This is a genomic window from Clostridioides sp. ES-S-0049-02, assembly GCF_020658465.1.
Classification (GTDB): Bacteria; Bacillota; Clostridia; order Peptostreptococcales; family Peptostreptococcaceae; genus Clostridioides.
This window is the reverse complement of record NZ_JACVWG010000006.1, coordinates 66,503-80,126: the sequence shown is the minus strand read 5'-3', so window position 1 is coordinate 80,126 and position 13,624 is coordinate 66,503. Positions and strand designations below refer to the sequence as shown.

Annotated in this window: 9 protein-coding genes; all 9 read right to left on the bottom strand. The window is 27.2% G+C overall.

Annotated features, from left to right (window positions below; translation table 11 throughout):
- Positions 1-478: 478 nt before the first annotated feature.
- Complete coding sequence (locus IC213_RS13805; RefSeq protein WP_227482951.1) at positions 479-1,783, bottom strand: MATE family efflux transporter; 1,305 nt, start codon at positions 1,781-1,783, stop codon at positions 479-481.
- Positions 1,784-1,880: 97 nt separating this feature from the next.
- On the bottom strand, positions 1,881-2,720 hold the full coding sequence (locus IC213_RS13800; protein WP_227436759.1) for a MerR family transcriptional regulator: 840 nt from the start codon (positions 2,718-2,720) through the stop codon (positions 1,881-1,883).
- 143 nt (positions 2,721-2,863) lie between these two features.
- Positions 2,864-3,502, bottom strand: a complete 639-nt coding sequence (locus tag IC213_RS13795) for a GntR family transcriptional regulator (protein WP_227436760.1) — start codon at positions 3,500-3,502, stop codon at positions 2,864-2,866.
- A 233-nt stretch (positions 3,503-3,735) separates the two neighbouring features.
- Entirely contained in the window at positions 3,736-5,601 is a 1,866-nt protein-coding gene (locus IC213_RS13790; RefSeq protein ID WP_227863181.1) for a glycoside hydrolase family 13 protein, read from the bottom strand.
- A 6-nt stretch (positions 5,602-5,607) separates the two neighbouring features.
- Positions 5,608-8,028 (bottom strand): glycogen/starch/alpha-glucan phosphorylase, encoded by a 2,421-nt coding sequence (locus tag IC213_RS13785; RefSeq protein WP_227482953.1) that lies wholly within the window; start codon positions 8,026-8,028, stop codon positions 5,608-5,610.
- 13 nt (positions 8,029-8,041) lie between these two features.
- Complete coding sequence (glgA, locus tag IC213_RS13780) at positions 8,042-9,484, bottom strand: glycogen synthase GlgA (RefSeq protein ID WP_227824764.1); 1,443 nt, start codon at positions 9,482-9,484, stop codon at positions 8,042-8,044.
- A gap of 28 nt (positions 9,485-9,512) precedes the next feature.
- Positions 9,513-10,643, bottom strand: coding sequence for a glucose-1-phosphate adenylyltransferase subunit GlgD (gene glgD / locus IC213_RS13775; RefSeq protein ID WP_227436767.1), 1,131 nt, complete (start codon positions 10,641-10,643; stop codon positions 9,513-9,515).
- A 1-nt stretch (position 10,644) separates the two neighbouring features.
- Positions 10,645-11,805 (bottom strand): glucose-1-phosphate adenylyltransferase, encoded by a 1,161-nt coding sequence (locus IC213_RS13770; protein WP_227436768.1) that lies wholly within the window; start codon positions 11,803-11,805, stop codon positions 10,645-10,647.
- 758 nt (positions 11,806-12,563) lie between these two features.
- Positions 12,564-13,607: an SPFH domain-containing protein gene (locus IC213_RS13765; RefSeq protein WP_227436770.1), complete on the bottom strand. Its 1,044-nt coding sequence runs from the start codon at positions 13,605-13,607 to the stop codon at positions 12,564-12,566.
- Positions 13,608-13,624 lie beyond the last annotated feature (17 nt).

Below are 13,624 nucleotides of genomic sequence, written 5' to 3'. Positions count from 1 at the left end.
TTATTATTTCTATTTTTTATTTTTACTTTTATTAAACTCATGATATTTATTATATTAACAAACGAGTATTTTTACAAGTATTTTTTTATTTCATATCAAAAACCTATACCTTAGTGTTATCAATATTTATAAACTTTTATATTTTTTATTGTTTATATTAATTTTTTTTAAAATTAGTATTTGTAAACTTTCTTATTTTTAGTCAATTTCTTATTTTTATTTTTTTCAAGTTTTACTAACACTTTAAGTTTAATATTTTTAATTAGTATGTATTCTATTACTAAACTTTTATACTATTTTTATTTTATATATTAAAATCCATAGTTTAGTGTAACTAAATAATTTTCATATTTGTAGATTTAAATTTTTTATAAAAATTATTAAAATTTAATCTAATACTATAGAATAAATTCTATTTGTACAAACAAAAATAGAGTAGTAAATAAATTCACTACTCTAGATTTATAGTATCATAACATTATAGACTTATAGCATTTTTTGTACATTCCTTTATATTTGCTACTTTACTCATAATTATAACTGTTAAAAGTTCTGAAACAGCCATACTTACCCATATTCCATTTACTCCAAATAACTTAGAAAAAACAAGTAGTATAATTGGCAACAGTAGGATTGAACGTAAAACACCTATAATATTAGAATGTACTGGCATTTCTATCGCCTGATAATACATCATAGTTGTCAAATTCTTCCCAATCATAAGATAGGCTAAATTAGCCATATTAAGTGCAACATAGGCCATTAAAATAATTTCTCTATCACTTGTAAATATTTTTATAATTTCTTTTCCAAATAAAAAACATATTACTGTAAACATTATAGATACAAAGAAACTCATTTTTGTTGCCATATTATAATAGCCTAACATTTTTTTACTTTCTTTAGAACCAAAATTATAGCTTATAAGTGGTTGAACACCTAAAGTTATACCCATTAAGAGATTATAAATATTAGTAGTTACATAGTTTACTACAGCATAAGCAGAAAGACCTACATCTCCAACAACTCTTGTCAAAACTATATTATGTGCAAGTATAATTATTGAAAAAGCACTCTCTGCAAAGAATGAGGGAAATCCTATATTAAATAATTCTTTTAAAACATCCTTTTCTATCTTTGCTGAACCAAAAGATAACTTACCTTTTTTAAACATAAAATGAGGTAACATTATTAAAAGTGTGGATAGTTGACCTAAGCCACTTGCAATTGCTGCACTTTTTACACCAAATCCAAGCTTAAATATAAATAGATAATTTAAAGTTATATGAAATATTGTTCCTGACACAGTAGCTATCATAGCAAGTTTTGGTCTTCCATCATTTCTTAAAAAACTACAAAAAACAAGACCTAGCAAATTTGGTAGACAGAAAATAGCATAAAATGTTAAATATTCAGAAGATAATCCTACTAAATTTTCTGTTGCTCCCATAATTCTAACTATATGCTCTGAAAAAAGTATACAAATTATTGTAAGAGATAAACTACCTATTATTAAGATTTTTATCACTTGTCTAAATATATTTACAGCCCTTTCATCATCTCTAGAACCAAATTTTTTGGAAACTAGTACTCCTCCTCCAACTGCCATTAAACTGGATAATCCTAAAAATACCATTACAAGAGGCATTACTATACTAACAGCTGTAAGTGCTGAATCGCCTAGTCCTTTTCCCAAAAATATTCCATCTAATATTGTATTAAATGATGATACAAACATAGCAAGAGCTGATGGTATAGCATACTCTAAAAATTTTTTTGCCATTAAAAATCTCCCTCCCATAGATTATTATAATAAATATTATTTCACTATATAAAATACTAATCTATCCTCTGAGGGTAGAGTCAAGTTTTTTTGTATACTATTTTTTTCTTATTTCTAATTGAACTAATGTCTTTTCTTTTGTATCTGAATCTACTCTGGAAAGCATCCATATTTCATTAAAATTTCCAACAAGTTCTATATTATTATTCTTTGCATAATCTATTATTTTTTGATAATAATCATAGGCATTATTCCAATTATCATCATATATAATTGTTAAATATTCACCTGCTGGTAAAATATGCTCATTCTCATATTCTTCTCTTTCTTTAAAATCTACTATATCATCATATAATAATGCTTTACCTTCTTTGATTACTTTCTCATATGAAATACTACCTGAGATTATAGGATATACATCATTATACTTATCTTGAATGTGTAAAATAATATGTCTCAGATACATCTCAAGTTCCACTTCATCCTTTGAATTACATTTATATACATTTACTTTTCTTTCTTTATTGTATTTTATAAATACATTATTTAAATCATATTTTAACAATTCATTTACTTTAAATTCTATATCATTTAGATAATTTTTCACATCTGATAGTTCTTTTATTTTATTTTCTATCATTTTATTTTGTCTATCAATTGTATTCATCATAGAATCAATTGAACTGTCTGAATCAATTAATTTTTTTATATCTTCAAGAGCCATACCCATAATCTTACAGTACTTAATTACATCTATACTCATAAATTGTTCTCTTGAATAATACCTATATTTATTTTCTTGATTTACATATGCTGGTTTTAATATACCTACTTTATCGTAGTATCTTAGAGTTTTTATTGATAAATCAAAAAGTCTAGACACTTCTCCTATTGAAAAATATGTTTTTATATTATCCCCTCCCTTTATATTTTGCATTAAAATAGTACTACATTAACCTATAAATATCAATATAAAATTAATTGTATTTTTAATTAATTTTATATTGATATTTATATATTAAAAATAATAAAATAATGATAGAATTATAAAAAAATAAGAGAAGCTTTTAAAAGCTTCTCTTATTCCATCTCTGCTATAGGTATCGTTTTCCAATGTTTTCTTAAAATTGCTTCAACATTTTCTGAATCCTTTGCTCTCATAAACTTCACTGCCTCAATATGTTGATTATTGCTGTAAGTTAGCATTTTATACAATTCTTCTTCATTGTCGCTAGTATATGACTTTGACATAAAATTATATCTAAGAGAGTTCAACATATTTATTAACACCTGATTATCTGATTTTGCTATGTATATATCGTGAAATTCATTGCTTAGTTTTAAGTAGTTATTGTAATTTTTATACTTTATAGAGATAGCCATCATTTCTGTTAACTCGTCCATTTTTATTAAATCTGATTCAGTTAAATTTTCTAAAGATGAAGAGCCTGCTAACGCATCTAACATACCAATTACAGAGTATGTGTCTAGTTTTTCCTTTTCCTGAAACTCTTTTACCACAAATCCCTTATTAGGTATCTTTTCTAGTAAATTTTCACCTGCCAACCTCGTTAGTGCTTCCCTTGCTGGTGTTCTACTAACTCCAATAGAGTTACAAATTTCAGATTCAGTAATTCTCTGATTAGCTTCATACTCTCCATTTTGGATTTTTTTTGATATATAGTCATAGACTTGAGTTGTAAGTGGATCTACTTTCATAAGACACTCCTCCATATTAAGATTATAAAAGTTAAATCTCCCTACAACTTCAGTAGAGAGGTTTTGTTTTATCTTACTTATCTATATAATATCATAACTTCTATATTTTTTACACTTCTTTGTATATTTTGAAATACTAAAATTTTTATGATAATTTAAAACAAAAATGTAGCAAAACCTTTGATAAATCAAAATTTTTGCTACATTTTTATTTTTAACTTAAATTATTATACTTAAAATACACTAAAAATAATAAATGATTTAGAATCCATATGGATTTTTAATTCATTGTTTTCTATCTGTATATTTTTATTTATATTTTTAAGATTATACTTTATAGGTATTTCCTCTATAAAGTTACCTTCTATATTTAATGATATATTTTCAGGATTGTTACTTCTATTTATTAAAATCAGTATCCTATCATTATATTCATTAAATCTTATAAATGCAAACACATTGTCATTTTTAGTATATATAAATTCTGTTTCTCCAGAACTTAAAATTTTATTTTTATTTCTGATTTTTATAATATTTTTATAAAAATTTAACATATCTTCATCTTCATTTTTCCATGGATATGTTCTTCTATTGTCTGGGTCTACATCTCCACAAAGACCTGCCTCATCTCCATAGTATATATATGGTACTCCTTCAAATGTCATCTGCGTAGCTACAGCAAGTTTCATCAAATCTATATCATTATTTAATTCAGTTTTAGCTCTTGTGACATCATGTGTTCCAATTAAATTTAAATTAGACTTAAATGATTCTTCTGGATAATTTTCTTTAATTTGCATATATTTATTGCTAAGTTCATATGAATTAATTTCTCCTTTTAAAAATGAAAACATATTATTTCTAAATGGATATCCCATAACAGAATCTAATTCTTCACCTAATAAATAGCTTCTTCTTTGACCATAACTAATCTTATTTGAGGCATCTTCCCATACTTCCCCTATAAGTATAGAGTCATTATCAGCTTCTTTTAGTTCCTTTCTCAGCTCTCTTATAAACTCAGTTGGCAGTTCATCTGCAACATCCAATCGCCATCCTTTAATCCCCATATTCATCCATTTGTTTATGACACTATCCTTGTCATATATTATATAATCCATATAGCTTTTTTCTAATTCATTTGTATTTGGCAAGGTCTTTATATCCCACCAACTTTTATATTTATGAGGAAATTCTTCAAACATATACCATGAATAATATGGTGATTCTTTTGATTGATATGCACCTAAACTATCATAATTTCCATACATATTAAAATACTTACTATCTGCTCCAGTGTGACTAAAAACACCATCAAGTACTATTGATATATCTTTTTCTTTTGCTTTATCAATTAATTCTTTAAATGTATCTTCATCTCCAAACATAGGGTCAATCTTTTTATAATTTCCTGTGTCATACTTGTGATTACTAGAAGCTTCAAATATAGGACTCAGATATAATATACTCACTCCTAATTTTTTTAGATACCCAAGTTTATTAATTATTCCCCTTAAATTTCCACCATGAAAATCCCATCTTATAATATCCCCTCTATTGTCCTTTATGTACATAGGTATATCGTCCCAATTGCCATATATAAAGCTGTTTTTTTTAGGATTATCAACCTTCCCATTACGATTTCCATTGTTAAATCTATCTACAAATATATGGTAAAGTACTCCTTCTTTGTACCAGTTTGGCACTTTAAAGTCTCTATAAACAGTAATTTGATATTTATTGATATCATTATAATTATATTCACAAGTGTATCCATTTTCTCTATTCTTTCCATAGAATACAGTCTTTTTCTCACCATTTATTTCAGCAATCACTTTAAAATAATAAAAATAAACACCAGTTGTATCAAATTTTCCAACCTTACAATAAAAATACTTTCTAAGTGTATTATTGTTTAATTCTTCATTTAAAATTATTGTTTTTGATTCATCTTCTTTGTTTATTTCTAGGGAAATAGACTCAACATTATATCCTTCATTTACTTTGACATTAATCATCAATTCTTCATCAAATTTTAAAGCTCCAAACGGAGCCTTAAAATTTTTATCCCAAGAGTTATATTCTATTATGTTTTGCATTTATAATCACACCCTTTTAAACCAAATGTCTTTTGCATATTCAGAAATTGTTCTATCAGAAGAAAAAAATCCTGAATTAGCTATATTAACCAAAGACATTGTATTCCATTTTTCTTTATCACGATATAGTTTGTTTATATTTGCTTGAGCTTGCCCATAATTTTCAAAATCCCTCAATACAAAGTATTCATCATTGTAAGTGGTAAGTGAATTATAAATACTTCTACCTTCTTCACCTAGGTTAGGAATAAATCCATTTATTAAGTCATCTACTACTCTTTTTATATCCATGTTAGAATGATACAAGTCAAGTGAAGAATATCCACCAAACTTATTATAATTAAGTACTTGCTCTGCACTAAGTCCAAATAAAAACATATTTTCTTTTCCTACTTGTTCACATATTTCTACATTTGCACCATCTAATGTTGCTAAAGTTATAGCACCATTCATCATAAACTTCATATTACTTGTTCCTGATGCTTCTTTTGTTGTCGTTGAAATTTGCTCACTCACATTTGCTGCTGGTATTATTATCTCTGCTAATGATACACCATAATTCTCTATAAATACGACTTTTAACTTGTCCTTTACTCTAACATCATTATTTATAGTACTTGCAACTGAATTTATAAATTTAATTATGCACTTGGCTAAATAATATCCTGGTGCAGCTTTTGCTCCAAATATAAAAGTTCTTGGGTCAATATTTAAATTAGGATTGTCAAGTAATTCATGATACATATGAAGTACATTAAAAATATTCAATAGCTGCCTTTTATAAGCATGCAACCTCTTAACCTGAACATCAAATATAGAATTAGGGTCGATATTTAAATCGTATTTATCATTTATAAAATTTGCTAAATTTACTTTATTATTGTATTTTATATCATCAAGTCTTTTTAAAACAGAAGAATCATTTTTAAATTTTTCAATATTCTTTAGCTGTAAAGTATCTGTTTTCCATGAATCACCAATTAAATCTGTTATTAAATTGCTAAGTTGCGGATTTGAACTTATAAGCCATCGTCTATGTGCAATTCCATTAGTTTTATTGTTAAATTTATTTGGTTCGTCTTGATAAAAATCTTTTAAAACTTCTGTTTCAAGAATTTGAGTATGAAGCTTAGCAACTCCATTTACACTGTGACTTGTTACAATACATAAATTTGCCATATTTATGTTGTCCCAGTCTATTATACTCATTCTTCTTATTTTGTCTTGGTCATATCCTTTATTATTTAATTCTTCTACATACCTTCTGTTTATTTCTTCTATTATCATATAAATTCTTGGTAATAACTCTTTTATCATACTTACAGGCCACTTTTCCATTGCTTCTGACATTATAGTATGATTAGTATAAGATACTGTTTTTTTAGTTATCTGCCATGCTTCATCCCAAGATAAGCCTTCTTCATCAAGTAAAATTCTCATAAGTTCTGGTATACACAAGGTAGGATGTGTATCATTTATATGAATTGCCACCTTATCAAATAAATTACTGATGTTTAGTTTATTCTTTTTATACTTCCTTATTATATCTTGTACACCTGCACTTACAAAGAAATACTCTTGCTTCAGTCTCAATAATTTTCCTGCATAATTTGAATCATCAGGATACAACACCTGTGAAATTTCTTCAGTATAGTACTTGTGTTTTAGAGCCTCTTCATAACTTCCTGAATAATTTAGAGCATTTGAAGTAAGTTCTCCAAAGTCTCTTTTTGGTATCTCACTTTTAAATAATCTTAAAGTATTGATACACTGATTTTGGTATCCGATTATTGGGATATCATAAGGCATTGCCATTACAGGAAGATAGTTTTTATGGACTACTTTTAAATGGTTTCCCTCCTTAATCAACTCTACTTCTCCACCAAACTTTACCATCGTCGCTTCATTTGGTCTTACAGTTTCCCATGCATAACGTCCTTCTGTAAGCCAGTTATCAGGTACTTCGACCTGATAACCATTTACAAATTTTTGTTCAAATAAACCGTATTTATATCTAATTCCATATCCTTGACCACTTATGTTCAAAGATGCCATAGAATCTAAAAAACATGCTGCTAATCTTCCAAGACCACCATTCCCTATAGCTGGGTCTACCTCAGCTTTGATTAAATCATCTAAGTTAATTCCTAATTCTAGTAATCCTTCTCTAACTTCTTCTTCAATATTTAAATTTAGTAAATTAGATTTTAATTGTCTTCCTATTAAAAACTCTAGACTAAAATAATAAACCTCTTTTTTCTTATCTAATTTCGTAGCAACCCATTTTTTTGCTATTTCATCTTTCAGTAGACTACATAATACATTTAACAATTGTTCATCAGTAGCTTCCTTGATAGACTGTGCATATAAGCTATACATTTTCACTTCAAATTTTTGCTTGAATTTCTTTTTGCTTATTGTTACCAAAAAAACCACTCCTTTAATCACATATGTCTCTATATGTTTCTATATACTCCTTAGCTGATTTTTTCCAACTATTATCAGTATTCATTGCATTTTCAACTACTTTAATCCATTTTTCTTTATCTTTAAAAACTTTAATTGCATTTTGCAAACAGAAAAACATCTCATGAGCATTGTAATTTTTAAAACTAAATCCATTACCTTCTCCAGTAAATTGATTGTAAGGTATTACAGTATCTTTAAGTCCTCCAGTTTCTCTAACTACTGGTAAAGAACCATATCTCATAGCTAGCATTTGACCTATACCACAAGGTTCAAATAGTGATGGCATCAAGAATATATCACTTGCAGCATAAATTTGTTGAGCCAACGATGCATTGAATGTAATTCTAGCAGATACTTTATCTGAAAAATTAGAATCATAATAATTAAACATTGATTGATATTGATGTTCCCCAGTTCCTAAAATGACAATTTGTAAATCTTCCCTCATAAGCTCAGGCATCATATAGGCTATTAAATCAAATCCTTTTTGAGAAACTAGTCTTGAAACTATCCCTATTAATGGAATAGATGAATCCTTTTTTAATCCTAATATATCTTGTAATCTTAATTTATTTTCCAATTTTTTCTCAATAGAATTTACATTGTAATTGACAAATATATCCTTATCTTTCTCAGGGTTATTCAGGTCATAATCTATGCCATTTAATATTCCTTTTAATTTGCCTGATTCCTTTCTAAGTAAACCATCTAATTGTTCTCCATAAAAAGATGTTTGTATCTCATTTGCATAAGTAGGACTAACAGTTATAACTTTATCTGCAAAATTTATTCCAGCTTTCATAAAATTTATTGAACCATAATACTCTATATCTCCATTATCAAAATATTTTTCAGGTAAATCTAATATATCATTTAAGACATACTTATCAAATACACCTTGATATTGTAGATTATGTATAGTATACATAGTTTTTATATTTTTATACCCCTCAAGGGTTGCATATCTCTCTTTTAAAATTAATGGTAACATACCTGTGTGCCAATCATTTATATGTATTACATCTGGATAAAAGTCAATTCTACTTATAGCTTCTAAGACAGCATCTGTAAAGAATGTATATCTTTCTGCATCATCTCCATACCCATAAATACTCTTTCTCTCATCTTCTCTTCTAAAATAAAATTCATTGTCTATAAAATAAAATTTAACACCATCTAGTTCCATTTCTAAAAGACCACAATATTGATTTCTCCATCCAACGCGTACACTAAAAACGGCTATTTCTTTTAATTGATCTTTTAAATAACTTGGTATAGTTGAATATTTAGGCATTATTACCCTTACATCTACACCTTCTTTTTTTAATTCTTTAGGCAATGCATAAGATACATCTCCTAATCCTCCAGTTTTAGCAAAGGGCCAACACTCTGCTGTTACATAAAAAACCTTCACTAGCTATTCCCCCTTCTAAAAAATATTTTTATATATTCGTATTTTTTTCTACTACAATAGGATATTTTTCATCTCCTTTTAACTCTTTTCCTTTTGATACACTTGTATTTTTATCTAGTATTGCATTATATAGTTTTGCATTTGACTTTATTACACAATTTTGCATTACTATTGAGTTTTCTATAACTGTTCCTTTTTCAACATTAACTTTTCTAAATATAATGCTATCTTTTACAGTACCTTCTATTAAGCAACCTGATGCTATAAAACTATTTTCTACCTTTGCACTATCTGTGTAAATCGTAGGTGACTCATTCTTTTCTTTAGTAAATATTTTTCTTTCAGAATACAGTAATTCATCAGCCACTTCTATTTCTAATAAATCTTTGCTCATTTGAAAATATGATTCAACAGAATTTACACATTTCAAATATCCTGTATACTCATAAGCTCCTATTTTCATATTTTCTGCTTCTTCAACAATGAACTCTTCTAAATAACAATAATTCCCTTTATTTACAATATTATATATACATTCTACAAAATCTTCACGTTTCATAATATATGTTTCCATACATATATTTGCTCTAGGGAATTTTCCTAAATTATTTCCTACATTTATTACTCTGTTATTACTATCTAAGTTTAAGGTTAGATTACCAGCAAAATCTTTATTTGCATTGTTTACATTTTTATATATTATAGTTATATCATTATGAGATTTTTTATGGTACTCCAAAGCCTGAGAGTAATCTAGGTTACATAACATATAACTTGGAGCTATTAAAATGTATTCTTCTTCACTTTTCTCTATATAATCAAGATTAGCTAGTATTGTGTATATATCTCCTTCTCTATGTGAGTAAGTATTTCTATACTTAGTATTTTCTGGGCTAAAAATTGATAAACCGCCCTTTTTTCTACTTAAATCCCAATCTTTTCCACTACCTATATGGTCTGTCAATGATCTATACTTTTCTTTTGCGAATATTCCAACTTTTGTGATTCCTGAATTTATCATATTAGATAGAGCAAAGTCTATTATTCTATATCTTCCAGCTATTGGTGTAGAAGCTATCGGTCTTCCATAATTAAGTTTATTTATTGCAGGGTCTCCTTTTTTGTTTAAATTTATTATACCTAAACATTCATTTCTCATCTTAAAGACCTCCTTCTATTAATACGCATCTAGGCTCTATATTTTCATATTCAGAAACTACATTTATCTCATTATTTACATTTTTTATCTGAACATTGTCATTTATAGTTGCACATTCACCTATCATAGCTTTTTCTATAGTTACATTTTCTCCTATTACAACATTTGGCATGATTACTGAATCAATTACTTTACTTCCTTTTCCAACAACAACTCCATGTGATAATACAGAGTTTCCTACTTCTCCTAAAATTCTACAACCATCAGCTATCATTGATCTATGAACATTTGCACTTTTACCTATATATTGAGGAGGCATTGCCATTGTATTTGTATATATCTTCCATTTGGGGTCTGATAAATCCAGTGTTTCTGGAGATTTAATTATATCCATATTTGCATCCCATAAACTTTGTATAGTTCCTACGTCTCTCCAATACCCCTTAAATGGATATGCATACATTCCAACATTATCCTCTAACATTTTAGGTATTAAATTCTTTCCAAAATCATCATAATTTATATCTGAATTTTTTTCTGCTTCTTTAAAATAACTTCTCAACATTTTCCAATCAAATATGTATACTCCCATAGATGCCAAATTACTTTTAGGTTCACCTGGCTTTTCTTCAAATTCATAAATACTTGAATCTTCATTTGTATTCATTATGCCAAATCTAGAAGCTTCATCCCAAGGTACTTCAATTACTGCAATCGTAGCCTTAGAGCCTTTTTCTTTATGAAATTTTAGCATTTTACTATAATCCATCTTATATATATGGTCACCAGATAATATTAATACATATTCTGGATTATAGGTATCTACAAAATCCATATTCTGATATATAGCATGTGCTGTACCATTATACCAATTTCCCTCTTTTTCATTCATAAATGGTTGTAATACATATACTCCACCATTTATTCTGTCTAAATCCCAATGACTTCCCATACCTATATGAGAATTTAATATCAGTGGTCTATATTGAGTTAAAACACCTACAGTATCTATACCAGAATTTGAACAATTACTTAAAACAAAGTCAATAATTCTGTACTTTCCTCCAAATGATACAGCTGGTTTTGCAATTCTCTTTGTGAAAACTCCAAGTCTTGAACCTTGCCCCCCTGCCAAAATCATAGCTAACATCTCTTTTTTCATTTAATGACACTCCCCTCATCTAGTAATTAATATTTATAATTGCATTTTTACCTTTATAAACTTTTAGTCAATAAATGTTGTGTATAAATTTTGCCCAAATGATAATGTAATAAGAGTAAAATAATATAAACTATACAATTTCTATAATGTATACCCCATAATTACTTTATTGAAGTATACATTATTTTCCATAAGTGCTATAGTACTTATAATATTCAATTCCTAGTTAGAAAATAATATAAACATTTATTTTATAGATATAAAAAATATTTTTTATAAATCAATTTATATCATACAAACATACTTAAATTTTTATGCTTTTTGATTTGATAATAATAGAACATAATATGACATGATTATCTAAAAATCTTTAAATAATTACTAGCTAATTTTATTTTTTGTTATTTGCTCATCTATGATTAAATCAGTGAATTATAAAATTTTAGTTCTATTGTTAGACATATTCATTATGTTTGATATTTTTATAACTATATATGTTATCAATATAAATATCCAAATTAAAGTTACTTTCTTTTCCTATATGTTTTATTTAATATTATATAACACTTTTTACATTAGTAAAGGGTAAATTGTATAAAAATTCTGTTAATTTATTTTTAAAATCGCGTTTTATAAATAAAAACAAAGAAGAAGACCTAAAAAACTATAAGTCTTCTTCTTTTCAATGTGCATTCTATACTATATTTAATTAATTCGACATTTAATTTCCATTTCCTTCCTACTATAAAAAAACTCTTTTATTTTTTTAATGAATCATTTCCACTAAATGCATCTTTTACATCTAATATATCATTTTTATCATCACTCATGACTTCTTTTATTCCTTTGAATGTTCCTAAGAAATTAACTGCTTCTGAAGGTAAAACCAATTTTGTTGACTTACCTTCAGCCATTTTTTCAAGTGCTTCCATAGATTTTAATGCTAAGATATTATTGTCAATGTCAGACTCTTTCATAGCTGAAAATACTAATTTCAAACCTTCTGCAGTAGCCATTTGAGTTCTTTTAATCATTTCAGCTTCACCTTGTGCTTTAGCAATAGCTGTTTGTCTTATAGCCTCAGCTTCACCTTCTGCTACCAATATAGCAGACTCTTTTTCTCCTTCTGCTACACGTACCATAGCTTCTTTTCTTGCTTCTGCTGTTAATATAGCAGATTGTTTTTCTCCTTCTGCTTGTAATATAGCAGCTGACTTATTACCTTCTGCTTGAAGTATTGCTTCTCTTCTTTCTCTTTCCGCTCTCATTTGCTTTTCCATCGCAACTTGAATATCATGAGGAGGCATTATGTTCTTTAACTCTACTCTATTTACTTTTATTCCCCATTTATCTGTTGCTTCATCAAGTATTGTTCTCATTTTTACATTTATTATATCTCTTGATGTTAGTGTTTCATCTAAATCAAGTTCACCAATTATATTTCTTAAAGTTGTAGCTGTTAGATTTTCAATAGCAGCTATTGGATTTGCTATTTCAAATACATATCTAACTGGGTCTGTAACTTTATAATATACAACTGTATCAATCTGCATAGTTACATTATCTTTAGTTATAACTGGCTGAGGTGGGAAATCTATTACAATTTCTCTCAAGTCAATCACATATGCCATTTTATCTAAAAATGGTATCAAGAAATGTACTCCTGTTTCAGCCACTTTTTGAAACTTACCAAGTCGCATTATTATACCTACTTTAGATTGTTTTATTACTCTTATACAAGTTAAACTTATTGCTACTACTACTATTATTAATACAATACTTAAAACAACTTTCATGCCCATAAATATATCCTCCTTTT

Excerpts from the sequence above, each read along its gene's own strand:
- IC213_RS13805 (WP_227482951.1), bottom strand. The coding sequence starts at position 1,783 with ATGGCAAAAAAATTTTTAGAGTATGCTATACCATCAGCTCTTGCTATG.
- glgD (WP_227436767.1), bottom strand. The coding sequence starts at position 10,643 with ATGAGAAATGAATGTTTAGGTATAATAAATTTAAACAAAAAAGGAGAC.
- IC213_RS13790 (WP_227863181.1), bottom strand. The coding sequence starts at position 5,601 with ATGCAAAACATAATAGAATATAACTCTTGGGATAAAAATTTTAAGGCT.
- IC213_RS13765 (WP_227436770.1), bottom strand. The coding sequence starts at position 13,607 with ATGGGCATGAAAGTTGTTTTAAGTATTGTATTAATAATAGTAGTAGTA.
- IC213_RS13800 (WP_227436759.1), bottom strand. The coding sequence starts at position 2,720 with ATGCAAAATATAAAGGGAGGGGATAATATAAAAACATATTTTTCAATA.
- IC213_RS13795 (WP_227436760.1), bottom strand. The coding sequence starts at position 3,502 with ATGAAAGTAGATCCACTTACAACTCAAGTCTATGACTATATATCAAAA.
- IC213_RS13770 (WP_227436768.1), bottom strand. The coding sequence starts at position 11,805 with ATGAAAAAAGAGATGTTAGCTATGATTTTGGCAGGGGGGCAAGGTTCA.